A 22885-nucleotide genomic window follows, 5' to 3' on the forward strand; every position below is an offset into this window, starting at 1 on the left:
GGTCCATCCGTACCAGTGCCGCCGCGCCGTCGGTCGGGACCAGGGAGTCGGCGTACAACCACTGAAAGGACACGCCAAACAATGAGCGCTTCCCCCGATCAGCAGGCCAACTCGTCGGCCAAGCAGGGTTTCGCCTTCGGTATCGCGATCGTGGCCGCCGCGCTGCTCTTCGTGGCCGGCTTGGTCTCGATCTTCCAGGGCATCTCGGCCATCGCGAACGACGACCTGTTCGTCGCCGGCCAGAACTACATCTTCGAGTTCGACCTCACCACCTGGGGCTGGATCCACCTGATCCTCGGCATCGTCGGGGTCCTCGTCGCCGGCGGTCTCGCGGTGGGCGCCGACTGGGCGCGGATCTCGGCGATCATCATCGCCTCGCTGTCGATCATCGCCCAGTTCCTGTGGCTTCCCTACTACCCGGCGTGGGCCATCCTGATCATCGTGCTGGACCTGATCGTGATCTGGGCTGTCTCCACCTGGAACCCCAACAACGAATACAACCTGTGACCGACCGGCGCTGACGCAGTGACAACAATCCGCTGAGACGAGGGCTGCGGGGAACCAATCCACGACGCGCATCCGGTTCGAATCGTCTGGTGACGTTGCTCCGATCCGGGGTAGCGCGACGACGAACCGCCCGAAAGGAACACCATGCGCATCACCCGGTCCCTCGCAGCCCTTGTCGCCGGCGTCCTCCTCAGCGTCGGCTTCGCCGCCGGGACGGGTCCGGCGCAAGCCGCACCGCTGGCCCCCGTGGCGAAGGTCGAGGTGGATCGCTACCTCGGCAAGTGGTGGCAGCTCGCCACCGTGCCGTCCTTCTTCGGGGTCACGTGCGCCCGGGACACCAGCGCGACCTACACCTTCATCGACGCCACGACAATCGGAGTCGACAACCGGTGCACCGGCCCCACCGGCATGCGCGGTGGAGTCGTCGGACGTGCGACCGTCGTCGACCCGCAGACCAATGCCCAACTGAGCGTTCGCTTCCCACAGACACCGGGCAGCATCAACCCGGGCGGCGCACCGAACTACATCGTCGCCTACCTCGAAGACGGGCCGGATCCCGCCGGGCCGTACCGGTACGCGATCGTCGGTGATCCCTCGCGCGGATCGGGATTCCTGCTGTCGCGCGACAAGGTGGTCCCCGACTCGGAGTTGCGTCGGCTGACCAAGGAGATCGAGAAGGTCGGGTACAACCCGTGCACGTTCCTCGTCTCCCCGACCACCGGCGGGCGCAGCGACTATTCACCGCTCTGCACCGTGTGACGGTCAACGCCAGACGATGACGACGACCCCGGCGCAGACATGAAAAGGTCTGCGCCGGAGTTGTTTCAGCTGGCCTCGGCGTCCGGTCCCGACGCCGGCGCCATCCGGCGGAACTCGTCGGGGGTGCACCCGAACTTCGACCGGAAGCGGTTGCGCATCGTCGCCGTCGAGGCGAATCCCGACGCGTGGGCAATGGCCTCGAGTTTCAGGTTGCCCGGACCCGTGAGCAGCCCCTCCGCCCACTCCAGGCGTCGGTCGGCGATCATCTCGGCGAGCGACGTGGTGCCACCGGCGAGCACCCGGTACAGGTGCCGACGGCTCACGTGCAGGTGCCGGGCGACGACCTCCACACTGAAGTCGGGATCACGGAAATTGCGCTCGATGAGGTCGGCGACCGCAGCACGCAGGTACCGCTCGCTCGTCCGGATGTCCGAACGTACTACACTCGAATCCGATTCCGGCACAACACGTATCGACTGAACGTCACGATCATTGAGGACTGCGGTCACCAGGATTCCTTCCACGCGAGACTGCTCCCACCCGATACACGAGTTTATCGACGGCCACACCTGCGGTCTTGGGCCTTTGGTCCCACTTTCACGGATTCCGGTCCCGCGATTGTGCTGCGTGACGCGAACTTCCGTGATCAGCCGCAACGGTGGAGTCGGTCAGTCGTCCAACTTCCCTGCCGGTCCGGACGCTCGTCGTACTGTGAGAGTCGTGACCACCCAGGACGCCGGAGCCGAGCGACGAGCCGAGTTGCGAACAGCAGCGCTCAGGGTGGCCGATGAGGTCCTGTTCCCGGCGGCCGGCGAGGTGGACCGCACCGGAGCGGTGCCCGAATCCCACTGGCGAGCGCTGGCCGACGCCGGCCTGTACGGCATCGCGGCGCCGGTCGAGGCCGGCGGGCCGGGACTCGAATTCGGTGAGGTCATCGAGATCCTCGAGGTGCTCACCAGTGGGTGCCTCGCCACCGCTTTCACCTGGATCCAGCACCACGGCGTCGTCCTGTCCCTCTCCCGGAGCACCAACGACGACCTACGTGGCGAATTCCTCGACGCGACCGTGAGCGGACGGCTACGCGCGGGCGTCGCCTACGCCGGAGTCGTCCCCACGCCACCACGGATGGTCGCGACGCGCACCGACGACGGCTGGCTCCTGAACGGGCACGCGCCGTTCGTCAGCGGCTGGGGTGTCGTCGACCTGCTCCAGATCTCGGCGCGCGACGCCGCGACCGATGACGTCATCTCCGCGATCCTGCGCATGCCCGACCTGGTCGGCGGCAGGTCGTCCGCAGCGGTCCGGGCAACACACGTGGATCTGTCCGCCGCCGCCGCGACGACCACGGTGTCCCTACGCGTCGACGGTCTGAGGGTCCCGTTCGATCGCGAGGTCACGCGCGTGGGCCTCGCGGAGTTCCTCGCGACCCAGAACGTCGGCGTCCGACTGAACGGCACCCTTCCGTTCGGCCTGGTGCGGCGCTGTGCGGCACTGCTCGATGTCGGCGGCCATCACCGGGAGGGGCGGGCGCTGCGCGAGCGCGCCGACGTCGCCCGAACCGCGCTCGACGCCGGGATGGCAGATGCCACCGCACTGCTCGCGGCCCGGGCCGACGCCGCAGCTCTGGCTCTCGACGCCGCGGCCGCGCTGGTGTCCGCGGACGGCGGCCGCGGCGTCGTGCGCGGAAGCGATTCCGAACGGTTGTTCCGCGAAGCCGCGTTCGTCCTGGTGGCCGCGAGCCGCCCGGAACTCAAAACAGCTCTGCTACACCGCTTCAGCGGTACCTGAAGTCGCGCAGGAAGAGTGCCTCGGCCAGGGCGATCCGCTCGATCTCGGACGGGTCGACGCTCTCGTTGGGTGCGTGGATCAGGCACCGCGGTTCCTCGACGCCGAACAGCATGATCTCGGCGTCGGGGAACAGCGACTGGAGAACATTGCACAACGGGATCGATCCACCCTGCCCCTGGATCAGCACTTCGCTGTCGTAGGCGGTCGACAGGGCGCCGGTGAGCGTGTCATACGCCGGACCGCTGGTGGATCCGGCGAAGGGCGCGCCCACCGCCTCGCGCTCGAAGGACACCCGTGAGTTCCAGGGCGCGACGCGGCGGAGGTGCTCGACGAGCGCGTCCTGCGCAGCCATCGGGTCCATCCCCGGTGGCACGCGGAGGTTGATGCGCGCCCGCGCCCGCGGCTGCACCGCCGCCGACGATCCGACCACCGGCGGGCAGTCGATGCCGAGCACCGTCGCGGCCGGGCGCGCCCACACCATGTCGGACACCGATCCTGATCCGACCAGGTCGACCCCGTCGAGAACCGTTGCATCGCTGCGGAATCGGTCGGGCGGGTAGGACACACCCGGCCAACGGGCGTCGGCATCGAGTCCGGCGACGGTGGTGTTGCCGTGCTCGTCACGCAGGGTCGCGAGCATCGAGATGAGCGCCGCGAGTGCATCCGGGGCGGCCCCGCCGAACATTCCGGAGTGCATCGCCGACCCCAGCGTCTCCACGGACACGACGACGTTCGCGATGCCGCGCAGCGTCGTCGTCAGACTCGGTTTCCCGACCGCGAAGTTGCCGGAGTCCGCGATCAGGATCGCGTCGGCGGCAAGCAATTCCGGATTGCGGACCGCGAAGTCCTCGAGGCCTCCCGTCCCCTGTTCCTCGGACCCCTCGCCGATGATCTTCACCGTCACCCCGGCCCGGCCGGCGAGAGCGCGCAACGCGGTGAGGTGCACGGCGATGTTGCCCTTGCAGTCGGCAGCTCCGCGGCCGTACCACCGCCCGTCCCGCTCGGTCAGTTCCCAGACGGGAGAGTCCCATTCGTCGTCGCCGAGCGGCGGTTGCACGTCGTGGTGGAAGTAGAGCAGAACGGTCGGAGCACCCTCCGGGCCGGGAATGGACCCGGTGATCGCCTTGCTGCCGTCGCTGGTGGCATGCGCGGCGGCGTCGTCGACGCCGACGGCACCGAAGGCCGCCAGCAGCCAGTCGACCATCCCGTCACACTCCTCGACGGGAAACTGCTGTGGGTCGTGCACCGACCGGAACCGGACCATCTCCGCGAGATCCGATCTCGCCTGCGGCATCAGCGCGGCGACCTGCTCCCGCAACGACGTCTCATCCTCGCGCGCAGTCGATTCCACCAGCAACCTCTCCTGTCGGACTCAACTCTTACCCTCGGCCGCCAGGTCGTACACCTCGAGCTCGCCTCGACCGATGGCCTCCATCATCCGGGTGTGGTCGGAGTCGTTGAGATCCGCGTACGCGAGCGAGAACTCGGCGATCGCGTCACTGAAACCCTTCGTGGTCCCGAGGTACTCGGCGATCCGGAACCGGCTCGCGGTCCGGGCATGTGCCTGACCGAGAACCAGCCCGCACAGCTGTGCGTACAACTTCATCCCCTCCGCGCTCAGGGCCTCGACGACGACCGAACCCTTTCCGTCGCGGAGCTGCCGCACGTAGAAGTCGCGTCGCTCACCGTTCTCGTCGATCCCGGTCGACCAGCCGAGGAAGAGGTCGCTCGTCGCCTGGAGCAGGCGTTGGCCCTCGACCACCCGCTGCCCTTGGTTGTCGAAGCCCGATGCCGGCACGTGGTCGGCGAGCACCGACCGCTGCGCCTCCTTGACCTGCAAGAACAACGGATCACCCAGCTCCTTGCCGGTGAGCAGGATGATCCACGCCCGCGTGCCGACGCTGCCGACGCCGACCACCTTGAACGCGATGTCGACGATCGCGAACTGGTCGAGGAGCGCCTGCACGTGCAACGGCACGGTGTCGCGGTAGGCGCTGACCCGCTCGCGGACCCGTTCGGCCACGATCTCGGCGGTCTCGGCCGGGAACCGCTCGTGCAGCGGTACCAGCAGCGGCGGGTCGCTGCGGATGTGCGCGGAGCCGTCGGCGCCGATCACACAGAGCTTCGCGAGGGCCTGCGCACTGTCGCGGTGCCGCGCCTTCTTCAGCGCCTTCTGCGTCCGTTCGCTCATCGACGTGTCCAGCTTGGGTCCGAACTCCGCCAGGAAATGGTCGACGTCGATCCCGGCGTACCAGTTCTCCAGAGTCGTCTTCGACGCACTGCGCGCGACCGCCCGCCGGTACGACTTGGCAACGGTCTTGGCGACCCTGCGATTGGTCGCGTCGTCGAATCCGTTGTTGCGTCCCGCGATCGCGAAGCTCGCGGCGAGACGCTTGACGTCCCACTCGAACGGTCCGATGTGCGTCTCGTCGAAGTCGTTCAGGTCGAACACCATTCGACGCTCCGGGCTGAAGAAGAGGCCCAGATTGCTCAGGTGCGCGTCGCCGCACAGCTGGGTGATGATCCCGGTGTCCGGCGTTCTCGACAGGTCGTCGGACATCACCGCGGCCGCACCACGATAGAAGGTGAACGGCGTCGCCGACATCCGCGCGTGCCGAACCGGGATGAGATCCGCGACCCGGGTCTGCGCCTGCGCTTCCAGGATGCGCAGCGGGTCGGCCCGCTCAGTCGGCGTCGGGCACGCGGCGAGTTCGACAGCGGTGGGCGGAGTGGACAGAAGTGTCGACACGGAGTGCTCCTTCACGTCGATGCGGCCCCGCCACAGGCAGAGGTCCGTGTGTCCGGGCCCGGTCGGAACCCGCGGGTGAACGCCGCCGAAAACGAAGTCCTCCGAGGGAGGATTCTCCCAGCCCGTCGGCAGTTCCGCCGATGGATCGGTGATCAATCTGCGCCACGTTCCCTCGGTCGCGTCCGGGTCGCGTCCACCGGGATCTGCCGACCGCCGCCCAAGGCGTGTGACCCGCTTCACGACTGCAACAGGTTCTAGTTGTAGCGTGAACGTCATGGACTACTGGGGTGTGATGGTCGGGTTGGGGCTCGTGGCGACGGCGCTCAGCGTCATCGGGTTCGTGCGGTACCGCGAGCGGGAATCGACGAGTCTGCAGCGTCAGACCCAGCTGGCGCGCGAACTGCGTGACCTCGCCGGCGGCGACGAGGTCCGGCTGGCCGCGGTCGACGAGTTCTCGCTGACCATCTACCAACGGCTCTTCTACGTCTCGGTGGTGGCCCCGTGGATACGGAGTGCCGCGTGGGCTCTGCTCGGCGCGGCGCTGGCCGGTGCGGGAGCGCTCGCGACCGGACCGCTCGACGGGGTGTTCGCGACCGTCGCACACATCGCGGCGATCCTCGCGTCCGCGGTGTTCGCGGTGGCCGCCCTGGTGTACGTCGGCATCGCGCTGTACCACTCGGCGACCACGCCTCGGGTGTCCTTCAGCGACTCCTATGCCGACGAGGACGCCGATCCCGCCGTCGACGCCCCCGATCCCGGCACCTCCGATCCCGGCTCCCCCGAATCTGCTCGGTCTGTCGACTGATCAGGCCCCGGCCACAACGAACCCCCGTCGCGAGTCGACGGGGGTTCGTTGCTGTGAGAGGGTCAGGCGTCTTCGCTCACGCGATCTGCGCCTGCCACATCCAGTGCAGCTGCTCGAGTTTCGACGCGAACGAGATCAGCAGGTCCTGAGTGACCGGATCGGCCTCCTCGGTGACCCCGATTCGCTCGCGGAGACCCGCGACCACTGCCTTGAGATTGTCGACGATCGACTCGACGACGTCGCTGTCCTTGGTCCATCCCTCACCGAATCCCTTGGTGTGGGCGGTCTTGGCGACGGTCTCGGCCCGGCCGTCCGGGCTCACGCCGATCGCGGTGGCCCGCTCGGCGGCCGCGTCGGTGAACTCCCTGGACACCGTGACCAGTTCATCGAGGTCGAGATGTACCGACCGGAACTGCTTGCCGACGACGTTCCAGTGCGCCTGCTTCGCGATGAGGGACAGGTCGATGAGGTCGACGAGGGTGTCCTGCAACGCCTTTCCGGCGACGGACTGCTGCTCGTCGGTGAGTGTGCTGGTGATCGGGTTGGTCATGATCAAGAACTCCCTTCTTGTCATATCTGCGCGCAGTACGACTCCGACTGCGCTGATTGCCGGTGGACCGGGCGATCAGACGCGTACGGTGACCGACGAGTCGATGTTGCCCTTGGTCGCCTTCGAGTACGGACAGAATGTGTACGCGAGGTCGGCGAGTTCCTTGGCCTTGGCCTCGTCGAGGCCGGGCAGCGAGACCTCGATGGCGACGGTGAGACCGAACCCGTTGTCCGCCGGGTCTTTTCCGATCCCGACGGTCACGTCCACGGTCGCCCCGTCGGGCACCGGGGTGTCGGCCTGCTTGGCGGTGGCGCGCAGCGCGCTCAGGAAGCAGGCCGCGTAACCCGCCGAGAACAATTCCTCGGGATTGGTCCCCTCACCGCTGCCACCCAATTCCTTCGGCGGCCGCAGGTCCAGATCGATCTGGCCGCTCGCCGAGACGACTTCGCCGTCGCGTCCGCCGCCGGACGCCTTCGACGAGATGGTGTACACCGGTTCGATTGCCATTCGAAATCCTCCTGGATGCTCAGTGCGGGTTCGGGCCAACGGTCGGTTCAACCCACCCCGCTCGCGGAACATTCCGACAAAACCGGGCGACGGCGACGTGATGGTCACGACACCGACGTCGGAGTCCGGTTCACCGTCCCCGCATCATCCGCGTGGGCTTCATCCGGGTCGACTCCGGCAGCCATTGGTTGACCGGTCGCCGGAGAGTGCACAGGGCAGCGACCACCAGGAGACCGAACTGGAGGTAGCTCAGGACGACCATGACGGACGACACGTCCGGGTATCGGAAGAGCAGGTCGACGCCGACGGGGATGCACAGCAGATGCACGACGACGGCGGCCAGGAAGAAGTTGCGGAGATTGCGGCTGTGCTGTGACGCGGCGGTAACCAGGCACGCGTACTCGATGGCCAGCACGACGACGATCATCACCAGCATGAACGGCGGGAAGAAGCCGGCAAGGGTGTCGACCTCGCTCTCGGGAGCGGAGTTCGCCGGGTCCGAGACCGCGCCTTCGAGCAGTCGGCTGCGCAGATCGTCGGTGATGGTGCCGAGGTTGAAGAAGCCGTAGATCGTCAGCACGAGACCGATCACGGCCGCACCCCACCACACGATGCGCGCGTGCACTGCCAGCGCCTGCGGCGGCGGTCCTGGGTCGCCCGGCCGCGTGGGATAGAGCGCGGACTGATCTCGATCTCGGGAGGACCGCTCGATGGCCGCCAGATCCTCGGCGTCGAGCTCGGCCTGGCTCGGGACGCGATCGGAGTCATCCGCGGGAGAATCGCCGGACGCGCCCCCGGCCGGGTCCTTCGGATCCGTCATGCCCCGATCCTGCCACTCACCCCGGCGGGCCTGCAGCGTCGAGGAGGTTCGGCCGCGAGCGGCTCACTTCCGGAACTCGGCGAGGACGAACTCCATCCCGGGCAGGAACGTGCCGAGCATCGGGACGACGTGGTTGACGATCGACTTGGTCAGAATGGGTGGCGTGGGGTCGGTGACGAACGTGACCTCGGCGCCCTGAGCGCGCCAATCCGCCGCGAGCTGAGCGACCTGCCCGTAGGGAATCACGTCGTCATGCAGTCCGCCTTCGACGAAGACCGGCGCGTTCGGCTTGAGCCGCCCGATCCGCTGATCCCGAACCACCTTCTGCAACCCCGGCGACCGCGCGATGAGCGATGACAACGTCTCCCCGGTCCGGGTCCACCCCGCGACCCGATGGAACCCGTACGCCGGGATGATGTCCCCGATACAACTCGTCGAGATGTGTGTCAGCGCAGCCTTGCCGGTCGGATTGGTCTCCCGTCGCACCACCTCGGCGACGTTCGGATACCGCTCGGTCAGCCCGTTGATCGCGAACCCGATCGCCCCCGCAATGGTGGTGCCGTCGATCGCGGGAATGACCTTCTCGAGGTCGGCAGGCGGCGCGCCGGCATAAGTCGCACGGACATTCAGCTCCGGCGCATAGGACTCGGCGAGCTCGGCAGCCGACGCCGCTGCACCACCACCCTGCGAATACCCCGCGAAGCCGACGGGCGCGTCCTCCGGGGCACCCGAGATCGCCAGTGCCGCCCGGGCGCCGTCGAGCATCGCCTGACCGGTCTCCGCGCGATTGACGTAGGTGTGAACACCGGGTGTGCCCATCCCGATGTAGTCGGTGAGGAACACCCGCACACCGTTGACCAGCATGTAGTACATCTCCGGCGCGCTGTAGTTCACCGAGACACCCGGCCGCATCAGATCCACCGCGAACGGAATGGTCATCAGCTTCGACGGCGCACACTGGTCGCCCTGACCAATGGTCCCGGAACCGACGACGACGGTCGGGCGCGGACCCTGCCCGCGCCACGGCGCGGTGGGCTCGATGACGGTTCCGGTGACCGCGGCAGGCTTCCCGTCCTGGTAACGCGAGGTGTACATCACCTTGCGAGCCGTCCCCGGCCACTGACCCGCCATGCCGGGGATCTGGAGCAGCAACGGACTCGGCTGACTGCGGATCACCGACCCCGGCTCGGACGCGAACCGCGCCGGCGGGGTATAGAAATCCGCCGCCGCCGCGGTACCGACCGCCGCGGGGGCCAGCGACGCGACGCACGCCGCCACCAACGCGCCGGCGATACCGACGACCCGACTCGTGCTGCTGCGGTAGCTCATGCTTCTCCCCGACTTCCAGTTCATGGCTGTGTAACCTACCGCACAGTAACTTCAGTCAGGTGACTGGTGTCGCTTCCGAGGGCGAATCATCCGTCGAACGACCGCCGAAAGCTATCGCTCAGGGGTGGCTCAGCGGCCCGGCGATACCTTGAGCATGCGACCCAGAGTTGCCTGCCACAGCGTTCCGTCGGCCGTGATCGTCCCGGTCAGCTCGAGTGGTTCGTCGAACGGCGCCGCCCCGACCGGCACCGTCGCCACCCGCCGGCCGGTCGCGAAATCGGTTGCCAGATAGGCGACTTCACCGATCTGCCGTGGGAGGTTCGGCTGCTGGATCGGACCATATCCGAGCGCGTGGATCAGACCGTCCGCGCGAGACAACTTGGGGAGCGTCGCGATCCGGTCGCCGTTCTCCCACATACGGCGACAACCGGTTTCGCCGACTTCGATGCGGGTGGCTCCGCCGACGAACGGAGCGTCGGCCGGGACCGACGGACCCCGTACCGCCATCGGCGGGTACTGGTAGCCGTAGGTACTCGGGATGACCAGCGAGTTGCCCCAGGCCATCGGCGAGTTCTCGGTGCCCGGCCCGGACGTCGAAAAAGCCCGCATGCGGCAGACCTCGGAGCCGTCATCGCTGCGCAGCACGCGGAGATCCGGCGGTTCCGCGTTGTCGACGATGGCGACCCAGCCATCGCCACCGGGACCGAAGTACGTCGGCGTCGTCCCCGAGCCCCAGGTGAGCTGTCCGGGTTTGCGTGCCGGCCCCCGGTCATAGGCACGGCGCCAGACGACTCGCGGTGCGCTCCCCGGTTCGGCGCGCATCTCGTACAGCGCGTGCGTCGTCAGGATCGACGCCCCCGATCGCCGGATGGACAATCCGTTGCCCAGTTCCTCTCCCGCCGGCAGCCGAGTGGACCGCACGGTGTCGTGCCGGTCGACCGTCCCGACCACCCCGCGCGTCGTCGCGAACCACACGCGGCCGTCGAAGTCGGGTGCCAGGCCCGTGATCGCGTCACCCGCCGGTATCGCGTGATCGACGTCGACCCGATCGTCGACGAACACCCGCCAGCCGCTGGCCGTCTTCGCATGCGCGACACGGAGAATCGACCCGGACCCGTCGGCGACGACCACCCGGTCGCGGTCGTCGAGATAGCCGTACACGCCGCCGAGCAGTCCGCCCTTCGTCAGTTGCGTCGACGCCAGTGGTTGCGCGGTCCGGGGATCGAAGAGGACGACCGACGGCGCCGCGAATGCCGGTGGCGACGATCCGACGAATTGTGTACACAACGCGACGGGCATCCCGTCGCCTCCCACGAACGTTGCCGCGCAGGCGCCGCCCGGGATCGATGAGCCGGCCAGTCGAGCCCCGCGGCCGGGGCCTCGATGGGCCGTGGAGTCCGTGGAGGCGAGGTCGCCGTGCATGAGCGAGGTGCCGGCCGGTCCGAGTCCGGTACTCGGCGAATCGGGTTGTGCCGCTGCGGGGTACGCGAGCGTCGCCGCCAACGCCAGAACCCCGGTGACCACCGCTGCCCGGACCCGCATCTTCCGTGTCATGAGTGGTCAAGCTACCCCACTCTCCGATCCCTGAGGAGCGCCCGGAGCTTGCGGAGGGCGCCACCAACCACCGATCCCTGAGGAGCGCCCGGAGCTTGCGGAGGGCGCCACCAACCACCGATCCCTGAGGAGCGCCCGGAGCTTGCGGAGGGCGCGTCACGAAGGGTCTGCCCCGCGTCTCACCGAGACCCTTCGTGACGCTCGCAAGCTCGCTCCTCAGGGAGCGGGGTTGGCTCGCAAGCTCGCTCCTCAGGGAGCGGGGCTGGGCTCCGGCCGTTCTTCAGAGCAGGGGGCGGCTCAGATGATCAGCCCGAGCGCCAGCACCACGATCAAACCGGTCACCGAGAGGACCGTCTCCATCATCGACCAGGTCTTGAAGGTCTGTCCGACGGTCATCCCGAAGTACTCCTTCACCAGCCAGAAACCGGCGTCGTTGACATGGGACAGGAACACCGACCCGGCACCGATCGCCAGGACGACCAGCGAGAGTTCTCCCGAACCCATCCCGTCGACCAGACCCAGGATCAGCGACGACGCGGTGATCGTGGCAACGGTCGCCGATCCGGTCGCCAGGCGGATCAGTGCCGCGAGCGTCCAGGCCAGCAGGAGCACCGAGACGTTCGCGCCGGTCGCCCAGTCGGCGAGCAGGGTGCCGATCCCGGTGTCGACGAGAACTTCCTTGAACCCGCCACCCGCGGAGACGATCAGCAGGATGCCCGCGATCGCGGGCAGGGCCGCCCCCGTGCACTTCGAGATGGTCTCGCGGTCCATGCCGGAACCGCGGCCGAGGGTGAACATCGCGACGATCACCGCGATGAGCAGCGCGATGAGGGGCGTGCCGAGAATGTCGAGGACCTTGCGCACGGGCTGGTCCTCGTCGGCGATGAAGATCTCGGCGAGTGCCTTGCCCAGCATCAGCACGACGGGCAGCAGGACGCTGAACATGGTGATCGCGAAGGACGGTCGCTTGGTGGTCGGGCCGTCGGACGGATCGACGTCGAAGGTCGTCGGGGCCTCGACCGTCACCCATCGCCCGGCGAGCACGCCGAAGAGCGGCCCGGACACGATGATGGTCGGGATGGCAACCAGCACACCGAGTCCGAGTGTCATGCCGAGATCCGCGCCGAGGGCGTCGATCGCCACGAGCGGGCCGGGATGCGGCGGGACGAACCCGTGCATCGCCGACAACCCGGCCAGTGCGGGAATGCCGATCGGGATCAGGCCGAGACCCGAGCGTCGGGCCACGAGGTAGATCACCGGCATCAACAGCACGAGACCGATCTCGAAGAACATCGGCAGACCGATGATGGCGCCGACGAGGGCCATTGCCCACGGCAGCATCCGCGGTGACGCGTGTCCGACGATCGTGTCGACGATCTCGTCGGCGCCACCGGAGTCGGCCAGCAGCTTGGCGAACATTGCGCCGAGTGCGATCAGGATGCCGACTCCCGCTGCGGTGGTGCCGAATCCGGCGGTGAACGACTCGAGGACCGTCGGGATCGACTCGCCCGCGACGATGCCGACGGTCGCGCCGCCGCCCACCAACGCGAGGAAGGGATGGACCTTGGCGATCGTGATCGCCACGACGATGACGGCGATACCCGCCAGCGCCGCGACGATGAGTTGCCAGCCGGGCGCGACCGGCTGCGGCAGATCTGTGCTCGCGGCGAGGATCGTGATGGTGGTCGGCGACATCAGTTCTCCTCGGCGTCGAGATCGGAACCGTGCGAGAGGGCCTCGACCAGATCGTCGATGATGGCGTCCACGCTCTGGTCCACGTCGACGGTCAGGCCGCGTTCGTCGGGGGTCAGCTGTTCGAGGGTCTCGAACTGCGAGGCGAGCAGGGCCGGTGGCATGAAATGCCCCGGGCGTGATGCCTGCCGTCGCGCGATGACCTCGACCGACCCCGCCAGATGCGCGAACAGCGTCGTCGGTGCGTGATCACGAAGATGGTCGCGGTAATGCCGTTTGAGCGCGGAGCAGCTCATGACACCGCCATTGGCGTGTTCGGCGAGCCAGACGCCGATCGACTCGAGCCAGGGTCGGCGGTCGTCGTCGTCGAGCGGTTCTCCCGCCGACATCTTGGCGATGTTCTCGGCGGGGTGGAAGTCGTCGGCGTCGGCGAACGGCACCCGCAGGCGCTGTGCCAACGCCGCTCCGACGGTCGACTTCCCGGACCCCGACACCCCCATGACGACGATCGGCGATCGCATGTTCACTCCTCACCACGCTGTGCTGCTGATCACGTAGGCTGCCTCAATAGTCATACTTTTGCAAGCTCTCGCTGATGTTAAGTACGCACAATGGTTCCTACATTGATCAATGAGAAGATGAAACGGTGAGTCAGGGCACACGGAGCACAGGCGAGCGGCACGACGAGATCCTCGCGGCGATCGGCAGACGGATCGTCTCGGGAGCGCAGCCGGCCGGCAGCGTGCTGACCCTCGACGCCATCAGCGCCGAACACGGGGTGTCGCGGACGGTATCCCGCGAGGTGATCCGGGTTCTCGAGTCGATGGGCCTCGTCGAATCCCGACGCCGCGTCGGCATCACGATCCAGCCGCGGACCCGGTGGAGCGTGTTCGACGCCCGGCTGATCCGCTGGCGCCTCGACGGTGCCGACCGCGCCGAGTTCCTCGCCACCCTCTCGGAGCTACGACGCGGCTTCGAGCCGGTGGCGGCGGCCCTTGCCGCCGAGCGCGCGAACGAGCACCAGTGCCGTATCCTCGCGGCGGCCGTGTCGGACATGTCGGTACACGGGCGCAACGGCGACCTCGAGTCGTACTTGTTGGCCGACAAAGTCTTTCATCGAACGCTCTTGGAGGCCAGCGGCAACGAGATGTTCCGGTCGCTCACCGGGGTGGTGAACGAGGTCCTCGCCGGACGCACCCACCACGGAATGATGCCCGCGACACCGAATCCGGTGGCCATCGCACTGCACGACGATGTCGCCAGAGCAATACGCCTCCGCGACCCGGAAGCCGCGGAGGCGTCGATGCGCGCGATCATCACCGAGGCGGCGGCTGCTGTATCACCCCCGCCACCTGAGGTGCTCTAGACGAGCAGTTCGGCGATCTGAATCGTATTGAGGGCAGCGCCCTTCCGGAGGTTGTCCCCCGAAACGAACAGCGCGAGACCGCGGCCGTCGGGAACACCCGGGTCCTGCCGGATCCGGCCGACCAGCGAGGCGTCCTTGCCCGCGGCGGCCAGTGGCGTCGGCACGTCCGCGAGCTCCACACCCGCTGCGCCACCGAGGATCTCCTGTGCACGTGCCACCGACAGCGGGTTCGCGAACTCGGCGTTGATCGAGAGCGAGTGGCCGGTGAAGACGGGCACGCGTACGCAGGTTCCGCTCACGAGCAATTCGGGCAGCCCGAGGATCTTGCGCGACTCGTTGCGCAGCTTCTGGTCCTCATCGGTCTCACCCGAGCCGTCGTCGACGAGCGAACCGGCGAGCGCCACGACGTTGAACGCGATCGGCGCGACGTACTTGTTCGGAGCGGGGAAGTCTGCCGCGGAACCGTCGTGCACCAGCTTCTCCGCGTCGCCGGCGACCGCACGCACCTGGGTGGCCAATTCGTCGACACCGGCCAGACCGCTACCCGAGACCGCCTGATAGCTCGAGATGATCAGTCGCTGCAGGCCCGCCTCATCGTGGAGCGGCTTGAGGACCGGCATGGCGGCCATCGTGGTGCAGTTCGGGTTGGCGATGATGCCCTTGGGCGGGTTCTTGGCCAGCTCACCGTTGACCTCCGAGACCACCAGCGGCACATCGGGATCCTTGCGCCAAGCCGACGAGTTGTCGATGACGGTCACGCCGGCCTCGGCGAACCGCGGCGCCTGCTCGCGCGACATGGTGGCACCCGCCGAGAACAGCGCGATGTCGAGTCCGGACGGATCGGCGGTGGCCGTGTCCTCGACCACGATCTCGCCGTCGCCCCACGGCAGCTTCTTGCCCGCCGAGCGCGAGGACGCGAAGAAGCGCACCTCGTCGGCCGGGAAGTTGCGCTCCGTCAACAGGGTTCGCATGACGGCGCCGACCTGACCGGTCGCGCCCACGACTCCGATACGTACGCCCACTGCTATCGCCCCGTTCCGGCGTAGACGACGGCCTCTTCTTCGCCGCCGAGATCGAAGGCGGCGTGCAGAGCGCGCACCGCGTCGTCGAGTTCGGTGTCCCGGCACAGCACCGAGATCCGGATCTCCGAGGTGGAGATCAGCTCGATGTTCACGCCGGCCTCGCTGAGGGCCTCACAGAAGGTCGCCGTGACGCCGGGGTGCGACTTCATGCCCGCGCCGACGAGCGACACCTTGCCGATGTGATCGTCGTAGAGCAGATCGGTGAACCCGATCTCGGTCTGCAGCTTGGTGAGCTTCTCGACGCCGAGCGGCCCGAGCTCACGCGGCAGGGTGAAGGTGATGTCGGTCTTGCCGGTGTCGACCTTCGAGACGTTCTGCAACACCATGTCGATGTTGATCTCGGCGTCGGCCACGGCGCGGAACACCCGCGCGGCGTAACCGGGCTTGTCGTCGAGGCCGACGACGGTGATCTTGGCCTCGCTGCGGTCATGTGCGACGCCGGTGAGAATGGCTTCTTCCACGGGGATGTCCTCCATCGATCCGGTCACAATGGTGCCGGGTTTGGTCGAGTACGACGAGCGCACGTGAACGGGAACGTTGTATCGGCGCGCGTATTCGACGCACCGCAGCATCAGCACCTTGGCGCCACAGGCAGCCAGCTCGAGCATCTCCTCGAAGCAGACGGTGTCGAGACGGCGGGCGTCGGGCACGATCCGCGGATCGGCCGAGTAGACGCCGTCGACGTCGGTGTAGATCTCGCAGACATCGGCCTCGAGCGCGGCCGCCAGCGCGACCGCGGTGGTGTCGGAGCCGCCGCGTCCCAGCGTGGTCACGTCCTTGGTGTCCTGCGAGACGCCCTGGAAGCCGGCGACAAGCACGATCTTGCCCTCGTCGAGTGCGCTGCGAACGCGTCCGGGCGTGACGTCGATGATCTTGGCCTTGCCGTGGCTGCTCGTCGTGATGACACCGGCCTGGGAGCCGGTGAACGACTGCGCCTGCGCGCCCATCGAGCTGATCGCCATCGCGACGAGCGAGTTCGAGATCCGCTCACCCGAGGTCAGCAGCATGTCCATCTCGCGCGCCGGCGGCGCCGGGTTGACCTGCTGGGCGAGGTCGAGCAGCTCATCGGTGGTGTCGCCCATCGCCGACACGACCACGACGACGTCGTTGCCCTGCTTCTTGGTCTCGACGATCCGCTCGGCGACGCGACGAATGCGTTCGGCCGTTGCGACCGAGGATCCGCCGTACTTCTGCACCACGAGGGCCACGTCGAGTTACCTCCCGCCGGCCAGAGTGCCGGTCGATAGACGTCAACTTGCCGGGACAACCTTACCGGGACCGACGCGACCGCTCTGACCTGGTCTCCGCCCCACCCGACGGGACCGGACCGAGGTGATCCGCCCTAGGATCGCTCGCGTGGCCTCCCCAACCGACGTCGGTGACACCGGAACCGGTCCCGTCGGTACGAACGGGTGCGGTCGTCGACTGGCGTCGATGACCCGCGGCTATTTCGGTCCGCTCGGTTCGTCTCCCGCCGCGGTCCGTGGTCATCGATGGTGGCTCGACGCGCTGCTCGTCTTCCTCGTCATCCGCGCCATCGGCATCCTCGTCCTGGCGCGGTTCGCCGATCTCCGGGGCACCACGCTGGGCGACTCCCTGGCGGTCTGGGATGGGCAGTGGATGATCGCGATCGCGACCCACGGCTACGACGGCGTGCCCTACACGCTCACCGACGCCCGAGGTCTGCACACCGTCGACACCGCGTACGCCTTCTTTCCCGGTTACCCCTACCTGGTGGGCTTGATCGCGAAGCTGCCGGGCCTGAGTCCCTTCGGTGCGGCGATCACGGTGAACCTGGTCCTGGGATGCGTGGCGGCGGTCGGGGCGGCACGTCTCGGAATGGTGTGCGCCCGACTCATGGCACGACGGTCCCCGATCGGCCCGGCACCCGAACGCGGAACCGGACTGTTCCTGGTGGTGCTCTTCGCGGCGACGCCGATGTCGATCGTGCTGAACATGGCCTACACCGAGGCGCTGTTCTGCGCGCTCGCGGTGTGGGCGCTGGTAGGGGTCCTCGAGAAACGCTGGCTCCTCGCCGGCATCGTCGCCGCGCTCTGCGGGCTGTGCCGGCCGACGGCGGCGGTCCTGATCGGGGTCGTGATGCTCGCGGCCCTCGTGTTCCTGTGGCAGGCGCGCGGGACCGCCGTCCCGAGAGCTGCGCGCGTCCGCGCGATCGTCGCCCTCGTCATCAGCCCGCTCGGTTACCTCGCCTATCTCTGCGTGGTGTGGACGCACACCGGGTCGCCGACCGGGTGGTTCCGCATCCAGACCGAGGGCTGGGACACCCAGTTCGACTGGGGCGTGGCCGCTTTCGAGTTCATCAACGAAGTGCTCGTCCATTCTGCCGAGGTCGCCCCGGTGGCCACGTCGTGGATCGTGCTGAGCACGCTGGTGATGCTGGGCGTCGCCGTCTGGTCACGGGTCCCGTGGCCGGTCCTGCTCTACGGTTCGCTGCTGGTCGCGCAGATCGTGCTGTCGAGCGGACTGATGATGAGCCGGCCTCGGTTGCTGTTGCCCGCGTTCGTCCTGCTGATCCCGCTGGCGATGGCGCTTGCACGGATGCGGCCGGTGGTCGCGGGACTGATCGTCGTGCCGATCGTGGTGGGCAGCTCGTGGTTCGGCGCGCACATGCTGACCGTGTTCCCCCACGCCATGTGAGAATCGCGCACCCCCATTCCCCGAGGAGCGCGACCCCTCTGCCCCCAAGCACGACGAGCGGACCCCCTTCTGCACTTCGAGGTGCGAGGAGCGGACCCCCTTCTGCACCTTGAGGTGCGAGCAGCGGACCCCTTCTGCACCCTGAGGTGCGAGGAGCGGACCCCCTTCTGCACTTCGAGGTGCGAGCAGCGGACCCCCTTCTGCACCCTGAGGTGCGAGGAGCGATAGCGACGAGCCTCGAAGGGCCTGGTGAGATGCCGTGCGAGACCCTTCGAGGCTCGCTACGCTCGCACCTCAGGGAGCAGAAAAACCTACTTCGCTCGCACCTCAGGGAGCAGAAAAACCTACTTCGCTCGCACCTCAGGCAGCAGAAAACCCACTTCGCTCGCCTCTCAGAGAGCAGAAGGTCGTTCCACCGCCGACGCCGCGAATCCCAGGCAGAGGTAATCGATTCCGGCGTCGAGCCGCGCCCGGGGATCGAGCAGCCGGCCGGCATCGCGGCGGCCGGCGAGGCGGGCGAGATGCGACGGGACTTCGACCTCGGACTCCCCCGAGATCACCTCGGCCAGTCCCGCGGACGGCAGCAGGGCGTCGTCGTGGAGCAACTGATCGCTCACTGCGACAAGGGCGACGCCGTGGACGAAGCTCCAGACCGACAGCGCCATGTCGGTGGCGCGTTCGATGCCGACGCCGAGCTCGAGGAATCCGGCCGCCAGCCAGTCGAGGCACGCCAGCGAATCCTCGCCGTAACTGTGTCGGGGCGACGAGTAGGCCAGGACCACCCACGGATGCCGGGTGTAGAGGTCCCAGTCGACGTCGACGGCGATCCCGACCCGGGTCCGCCACTCGGGCGCGGTGTCGACGGGGTACGGAAACCGCCGTCCGACCTCCGTCGACATCGCCTGCAGCAGCGCGTCCTTGTCCTCGACGTGGCGGTACAGCGACATGGCCCCGACCCCGAGCTTCTCGGCGACCCGCCGCATCGACAGCGACCCGATTCCGGCATCGTCGGCCACGGCGATGGCGGCATCGACGATCGTCGCCGTCGACAGTTTCGAGGTGTCGGCCGTCACGTTCTCGTTCCTCCTGATCAGGGCGGGAATATTTCGATTGCGTACAGCGTACTCATCCCCGTACGCTGACCCGCGTACACCGTACGCGTAGGTAGCTGCCGTCTGCCGCGAAGGAGGAATGATGTCCGCCCAGCTCGACCCGTCGAACCGGCTCCGCCCGACCACCTCGGGTATCGCCGACCGGCGAACGTGGCTGGGACTGGCCGTGCTGACCCTGCCGGTGTTCCTCGTCTCGATGGACGTCTCGGTGCTGTACCTCGCCATCCCGTCGATCACCGATGCACTCGCGCCGTCCGCGGCCCAGCAGCTGTGGATTCTCGACATCTACGGCTTCCTCATCGCCGGGCTGCTCATCACGATGGGCAATGTCGGTGACCGCGTCGGCCGGCGACGCATCCTCCTCGCCGGCGCCGCCCTGTTCGGTGTCGCGTCGGTCATCGCCGCTTTCGCACCCTCGCCCGAGATCCTGATCGCGGCACGCGCCCTCATGGGCATCGGCGGTGCCACCCTGCTGCCTTCGAGCCTGTCGCTCATCGCCAACATGTTCCCCGACGCCCGTGAGCGCGGTCGCGCGATCGGCGTGTGGACCGCGGCGTTCGCCGGCGGCAGCGCGGTCGGTCCGGTCATCGGAGGCGTTCTGCTGCACCACTTCTGGTGGGGTGTGGTCTTCCTCATCAACGTCCCGGTGCTCGCCGCGCTGTTCGTCTTCGGGCCGCGCCTGATCCCCGAGTACCGGGCCGCCACGAACGATCCGTTCGATGTCGTCGGCGTCGTGCTCTCGATGGCCGGGATCCTCCCGCTCGTCTATGCCGTCAAGACGGTCGCGAGCGAAGGCGCCACGACCGGCGTGGTCGTCGCCGGAGTGGTGGGCGCCGCACTGCTCATCACGTTCCTGCTGCACCAGCGCCGGGTCACGTCACCCCTTCTGGACCTCAAGCTGTTCGGCAACGCGCAGTTCAGCGGAGCGGTCGCCGTTGCGCTGATCGGCATGATGGCCCTCGGCGGCATGTCGTACCTGACCGGCGTCTATCTCCAGTCGGTCATGGGCCACGACGTCCTGGCCGCGGCCATCGCCGGCCTCCCGATGGCCGTCGCGGTGGCGGTGTTCTCCATCGGCGCGACCCGGGTCGCCGCGTTCCTGGGCACCCGGCTGGCCTTCGTCGGTTCTGTCGGCCTGGCCGCTACAGGCAATCTCGGCATGCTGACTCTCGGCACCTCGACCCCGGTCTGGGTGTATGTGCTGTGCACGACGATCGCGGGCGTCGGCTACGGCATCCAGTTCAGCCTGGTGTCGGTCGTGGTCGTCGGCTCGGTGCCGCCGGAGCGGTCGGGCGCCGCGTCGGGCATCTCGGAGACGAGCTTCGAGCTCGGGACCGCGATGGGCCTGGCCCTTCTCGGATCGCTGGCCACCCTCGTGTTCCGAGACGGCGATCGGGGTTGGTCGTTCGGCGACACCCTGGGCGAGACCCTCCACCGGGCGACCGACATGGGTTCGGCCGGAGAGGGGTTGGCCACCGCCGCCAAGCAGGCCTTCGTCGACGGCATGCACGCGGCGTCGCTGGCGAGCGGTCTCGCGCTCCTCGCGCTCGGCACGGTCCTGCTGTTCGTGATGCGCGACGAGCCCACCGATCCGCAGGCCGAGGTCGCCGAGGTGCAACTGCCCGACGGTGCTGATTCGGTCCCCCTCGCTTCGCTCCCGGCGACCGGTCCCGTGGGCGTCGCACGCGCCGACTCCTGACGGCGAGCCCGGCGGTCGCCGCGCCACTACCCTCGGGCGGATGCACGAACTCATCTCGGGCCGCCGCAGCGCCCGCGGCTACGATCCGTCCGCGACCATCTCGCTCGACGACGTCACCACGATCGTCGACGCCGGGCGCTGGGCTCCCACCTGGGGGCGGGTGCAGCCGGTGCGCTTCATCGCGGGACTGCGCGGCGACCCGACTTTCGACGCCCTCGCCGGCGTCCTGACCCGGGGGAACTCGGGGTGGGCGCCGCGATCGGCGGCCCTGATCCTGGTGTGCACCACCGATGACCCCGACGACGCGAAGGCCCACACGTACGGGGCCGTCGACTGCGGACTGGCGGTGGCGCAGATGATCCTGCAGGCCGAGGCCCTCGGCTTCAATGCCCATCCGATGGCCGGTTTCGATACCGACGCTGCCCGCGACACCTTCGGCATCCCCGCCGACAAACGACCGCTGGTGCTGCTCGGTGTCGGCGCGCTCGCCGACCCCGAGTCCCTTCCCGAAGAGATCCGCGTCCGCGACGAGAAACCTCGCACCCGGCTCCCGCTGTCCGAGGTCGCGTTCGCGGGCCGCTGGGGACGTCCCGCGTTCCCGGGCTCCACAGACGCCTGACCGGCGAATGTGACGAACGAGGCATATGAGACAGAAGTGACGTGTGGTACTTGTTCTTCATGACTGTCGCACCTCAACGTCGAGGACTCCTCCGCCGACTGGGAGCGCACCTCGCGCCCGTCGCCGCCGTCACCGCACTGACAGCCGCGGCAGCACTGTCCGTGCCGGCGGCCGCCCACGCCGACGAGCCGTTCAGCCTCGAATTCGACGGCGCCGCCGGCACGCTCCCGTCGGCGCTGCAGCACGAGACCGGCGCCGACGGCTGGGGCAACAACGAGGTGCAGAACTACACCGCCGATCGGCTGAACTCCCGGCTCGACGGCAACGGCAACCTGCTCATCGAGGCGCGCCGCGCGGCGACCGGCGGCTGGACGTCGGCCCGGCTCACCACCAAGGACAGCTTCCAGTTCACCTACGGGACGATCTCCGCGCGCATCTCGCTGCCGCAGGGTCGCGGGTTGCACCCGGCGTTCTGGCTGCTGGGGAGCGACATCGACTCCGTCGGGTACCCGGCGGCCGGCGAGGTCGACATCGCCGAGACGATCAACTCCTCCGACTGGGTCCACGTGGGCGTACACGGCCCGACGGCGCTGGGCACCGCGATGGGATCACTCGATCTCTCGCTCGCCGATCTCCTCCCCGGACTGCCGCTGCCGGGGCCGATCGCCGGCCGTTGGGAGCGGGGTCACGACCTCACCGGCATCGATGCGGGCGACTTCCACGTCTACGCGGTGACCAAGTCGTCGTCGCAGATCCGTTTCACCATCGACGGGAACGCGGTTTACACGATCAACCGCTCCTCGCTCACCGGCGACGAACGGTGGGTCTTCGACAAGCCGATGTACGCACTGCTCAACGTCGCGGTCGGCGGCATCTGGCCCGGCCCCCCGTCGTCGACGACTCCGAGCCCGGCGACGATGACGGTCGACTGGTTGCGCTACACGCCGTCCACCCCCGCTCCCTGAGTCGCCGGCCCGCATGATCCGAAGGGGCCGCACCCAGGTTTGGCGACGCATCTCACCAGGACCCTTCGTGACGGCCTCCGCAAGCTCCGGCCTCCTCAGGGAGCAGTAGTTGGGCTTCGTGACGGCCTCCGCAAGCTCCGGCCTCCTCAGGGAGCAGTAGTTGGGCTCGCCCCAAGCACAACGGGTTCTTTCGTAACGCACGACGGCCGCCAGGCCGCAGCTACTCAGCAGCGCCCGGAGCTTGCGGAGGGCGCGTCACCCCCCGCTCCCTGAGGAGCGCCCGGAGCTTGCGGAGGGCGCGTCACCCCCCGCTCCCTGAGGAGC

Annotated in this window: 22 protein-coding genes; 9 read left to right on the top strand and 13 right to left on the bottom strand. The window is 68.2% G+C overall.

Going from position 1 to position 22885, the window contains the following annotated elements:
• The first annotated feature begins 81 nt into the window (after positions 1-81).
• Positions 82-507 carry a hypothetical protein gene (locus ACFVHY_RS17905; protein WP_058251076.1) on the top strand — a complete coding sequence of 142 codons (426 nt, stop codon included), beginning with the start codon at positions 82-84 and terminating at the stop codon, positions 505-507.
• 144 nt (positions 508-651) lie between these two features.
• Positions 652-1266, top strand: coding sequence for a lipocalin family protein (locus ACFVHY_RS17910; RefSeq protein ID WP_390274260.1), 615 nt, complete (start codon positions 652-654; stop codon positions 1264-1266).
• Between the two features lie 65 nt (positions 1267-1331).
• Here ACFVHY_RS17910 and ACFVHY_RS17915 read toward each other — a convergent pair whose 3' ends face one another.
• Positions 1332-1775 (bottom strand): helix-turn-helix transcriptional regulator, encoded by a 444-nt coding sequence (locus ACFVHY_RS17915; protein WP_390274263.1) that lies wholly within the window; start codon positions 1773-1775, stop codon positions 1332-1334.
• Between the two features lie 211 nt (positions 1776-1986).
• Between ACFVHY_RS17915 and ACFVHY_RS17920 the strand changes: the two genes are divergently transcribed.
• Positions 1987-3054 carry an acyl-CoA dehydrogenase family protein gene (locus tag ACFVHY_RS17920; protein ID WP_390274266.1) on the top strand — a complete coding sequence of 356 codons (1068 nt, stop codon included), beginning with the start codon at positions 1987-1989 and terminating at the stop codon, positions 3052-3054.
• On the opposite strand, the gene ACFVHY_RS17925 is transcribed toward ACFVHY_RS17920, so the two are convergent.
• Both ACFVHY_RS17925 and ACFVHY_RS17930 read right to left on the bottom strand, forming a co-directional pair.
• Positions 3041-4405: a dipeptidase gene (locus ACFVHY_RS17925; RefSeq protein WP_390274268.1), complete on the bottom strand. Its 1365-nt coding sequence runs from the start codon at positions 4403-4405 to the stop codon at positions 3041-3043. The two genes, ACFVHY_RS17920 and ACFVHY_RS17925, sit on opposite strands and share 14 nt — an antisense overlap.
• A gap of 21 nt (positions 4406-4426) precedes the next feature.
• Entirely contained in the window at positions 4427-5803 is a 1377-nt protein-coding gene (locus ACFVHY_RS17930) for a DUF2252 domain-containing protein (RefSeq protein ID WP_390274271.1), read from the bottom strand.
• Between the two features lie 274 nt (positions 5804-6077).
• On the opposite strand from ACFVHY_RS17930, the gene ACFVHY_RS17935 reads away from it, so the two are divergent.
• Positions 6078-6608, top strand: a complete 531-nt coding sequence (locus ACFVHY_RS17935; RefSeq protein WP_390274274.1) for a hypothetical protein — start codon at positions 6078-6080, stop codon at positions 6606-6608.
• 76 nt (positions 6609-6684) lie between these two features.
• Here ACFVHY_RS17935 and ACFVHY_RS17940 read toward each other — a convergent pair whose 3' ends face one another.
• The 7 genes from ACFVHY_RS17940 to ACFVHY_RS17970 form a co-directional block, all read right to left on the bottom strand.
• Positions 6685-7158, bottom strand: a complete 474-nt coding sequence (locus ACFVHY_RS17940; protein WP_068969841.1) for a Dps family protein — start codon at positions 7156-7158, stop codon at positions 6685-6687.
• A gap of 75 nt (positions 7159-7233) precedes the next feature.
• Positions 7234-7665, bottom strand: coding sequence for an organic hydroperoxide resistance protein (locus ACFVHY_RS17945; protein ID WP_390274276.1), 432 nt, complete (start codon positions 7663-7665; stop codon positions 7234-7236).
• 130 nt (positions 7666-7795) lie between these two features.
• Positions 7796-8485, bottom strand: a complete 690-nt coding sequence (locus tag ACFVHY_RS17950; RefSeq protein ID WP_390274278.1) for a hypothetical protein — start codon at positions 8483-8485, stop codon at positions 7796-7798.
• Positions 8486-8548: 63 nt separating this feature from the next.
• Positions 8549-9838, bottom strand: a complete 1290-nt coding sequence (locus ACFVHY_RS17955) for a lipase family protein (protein ID WP_390274281.1) — start codon at positions 9836-9838, stop codon at positions 8549-8551.
• A gap of 105 nt (positions 9839-9943) precedes the next feature.
• A complete protein-coding gene (locus ACFVHY_RS17960; RefSeq protein WP_390274311.1) occupies positions 9944-11356 on the bottom strand; it encodes a hypothetical protein in 1413 nt (470 codons plus the stop codon).
• Between the two features lie 309 nt (positions 11357-11665).
• On the bottom strand, positions 11666-13063 hold the full coding sequence (locus ACFVHY_RS17965) for a GntP family permease (protein ID WP_390274283.1): 1398 nt from the start codon (positions 13061-13063) through the stop codon (positions 11666-11668).
• Positions 13063-13581, bottom strand: a complete 519-nt coding sequence (locus tag ACFVHY_RS17970; RefSeq protein WP_390274285.1) for a gluconokinase — start codon at positions 13579-13581, stop codon at positions 13063-13065. The genes ACFVHY_RS17965 and ACFVHY_RS17970 overlap by 1 nt, the downstream gene beginning before the upstream one ends.
• 125 nt (positions 13582-13706) lie before the next feature.
• Between ACFVHY_RS17970 and ACFVHY_RS17975 the strand changes: the two genes are divergently transcribed.
• Positions 13707-14426, top strand: coding sequence for a FadR/GntR family transcriptional regulator (locus ACFVHY_RS17975; protein WP_390274288.1), 720 nt, complete (start codon positions 13707-13709; stop codon positions 14424-14426).
• Here ACFVHY_RS17975 and ACFVHY_RS17980 read toward each other — a convergent pair.
• Both ACFVHY_RS17980 and ACFVHY_RS17985 read right to left on the bottom strand, forming a co-directional pair.
• Positions 14423-15448 (bottom strand): aspartate-semialdehyde dehydrogenase, encoded by a 1026-nt coding sequence (locus ACFVHY_RS17980; RefSeq protein ID WP_390274290.1) that lies wholly within the window; start codon positions 15446-15448, stop codon positions 14423-14425. The two genes, ACFVHY_RS17975 and ACFVHY_RS17980, sit on opposite strands and share 4 nt — an antisense overlap.
• A 2-nt stretch (positions 15449-15450) precedes the next feature.
• Positions 15451-16716 (bottom strand): aspartate kinase, encoded by a 1266-nt coding sequence (locus ACFVHY_RS17985; RefSeq protein WP_065630659.1) that lies wholly within the window; start codon positions 16714-16716, stop codon positions 15451-15453.
• A gap of 148 nt (positions 16717-16864) precedes the next feature.
• Between ACFVHY_RS17985 and ACFVHY_RS17990 the strand changes: the two genes are divergently transcribed.
• Positions 16865-18166, top strand: coding sequence for a mannosyltransferase family protein (locus ACFVHY_RS17990; protein WP_390274292.1), 1302 nt, complete (start codon positions 16865-16867; stop codon positions 18164-18166).
• Positions 18167-18558: 392 nt separating this feature from the next.
• Here ACFVHY_RS17990 and ACFVHY_RS17995 read toward each other — a convergent pair whose 3' ends face one another.
• The gene (locus ACFVHY_RS17995; RefSeq protein ID WP_390274294.1) at positions 18559-19239 is read right to left on the bottom strand and encodes a TetR/AcrR family transcriptional regulator; all 681 of its coding nucleotides are present in this window, start codon (positions 19237-19239) and stop codon (positions 18559-18561) included.
• A 121-nt stretch (positions 19240-19360) separates the two neighbouring features.
• On the opposite strand from ACFVHY_RS17995, the gene ACFVHY_RS18000 reads away from it, so the two are divergent.
• The 3 genes from ACFVHY_RS18000 to ACFVHY_RS18010 are packed head-to-tail and all read left to right on the top strand — an operon-like array spanning position 19361 to position 22561.
• Positions 19361-20977, top strand: coding sequence for an MFS transporter (locus tag ACFVHY_RS18000; protein ID WP_390274296.1), 1617 nt, complete (start codon positions 19361-19363; stop codon positions 20975-20977).
• A gap of 40 nt (positions 20978-21017) precedes the next feature.
• On the top strand, positions 21018-21596 hold the full coding sequence (locus tag ACFVHY_RS18005; RefSeq protein ID WP_390274299.1) for a nitroreductase family protein: 579 nt from the start codon (positions 21018-21020) through the stop codon (positions 21594-21596).
• Between the two features lie 59 nt (positions 21597-21655).
• Complete coding sequence (locus ACFVHY_RS18010; RefSeq protein WP_390274301.1) at positions 21656-22561, top strand: glycoside hydrolase family 16 protein; 906 nt, start codon at positions 21656-21658, stop codon at positions 22559-22561.
• Positions 22562-22885 lie beyond the last annotated feature (324 nt).

Source organism: Gordonia sp. NPDC127522 (assembly GCF_042672305.1).
Lineage (GTDB): Bacteria > Actinomycetota > Actinomycetes > Mycobacteriales > Mycobacteriaceae > Gordonia > Gordonia hongkongensis.

Excerpts from the sequence above, each read along its gene's own strand:
- ACFVHY_RS17960 (WP_390274311.1), bottom strand. The coding sequence starts at position 11,356 with ATGCGGGTCCGGGCAGCGGTGGTCACCGGGGTTCTGGCGTTGGCGGCG.
- ACFVHY_RS17970 (WP_390274285.1), bottom strand. The coding sequence starts at position 13,581 with ATGCGATCGCCGATCGTCGTCATGGGGGTGTCGGGGTCCGGGAAGTCG.
- ACFVHY_RS18000 (WP_390274296.1), top strand. The coding sequence starts at position 19,361 with ATGTCCGCCCAGCTCGACCCGTCGAACCGGCTCCGCCCGACCACCTCG.
- ACFVHY_RS18010 (WP_390274301.1), top strand. The coding sequence starts at position 21,656 with ATGACTGTCGCACCTCAACGTCGAGGACTCCTCCGCCGACTGGGAGCG.
- ACFVHY_RS17935 (WP_390274274.1), top strand. The coding sequence starts at position 6,078 with ATGGACTACTGGGGTGTGATGGTCGGGTTGGGGCTCGTGGCGACGGCG.
- ACFVHY_RS18005 (WP_390274299.1), top strand. The coding sequence starts at position 21,018 with ATGCACGAACTCATCTCGGGCCGCCGCAGCGCCCGCGGCTACGATCCG.
- ACFVHY_RS17950 (WP_390274278.1), bottom strand. The coding sequence starts at position 8,485 with ATGACGGATCCGAAGGACCCGGCCGGGGGCGCGTCCGGCGATTCTCCC.
- ACFVHY_RS17940 (WP_068969841.1), bottom strand. The coding sequence starts at position 7,158 with ATGACCAACCCGATCACCAGCACACTCACCGACGAGCAGCAGTCCGTC.
- ACFVHY_RS17965 (WP_390274283.1), bottom strand. The coding sequence starts at position 13,063 with ATGTCGCCGACCACCATCACGATCCTCGCCGCGAGCACAGATCTGCCG.
- ACFVHY_RS17955 (WP_390274281.1), bottom strand. The coding sequence starts at position 9,838 with ATGAACTGGAAGTCGGGGAGAAGCATGAGCTACCGCAGCAGCACGAGT.
- ACFVHY_RS17945 (WP_390274276.1), bottom strand. The coding sequence starts at position 7,665 with ATGGCAATCGAACCGGTGTACACCATCTCGTCGAAGGCGTCCGGCGGC.
- ACFVHY_RS17905 (WP_058251076.1), top strand. The coding sequence starts at position 82 with ATGAGCGCTTCCCCCGATCAGCAGGCCAACTCGTCGGCCAAGCAGGGT.
- ACFVHY_RS17910 (WP_390274260.1), top strand. The coding sequence starts at position 652 with ATGCGCATCACCCGGTCCCTCGCAGCCCTTGTCGCCGGCGTCCTCCTC.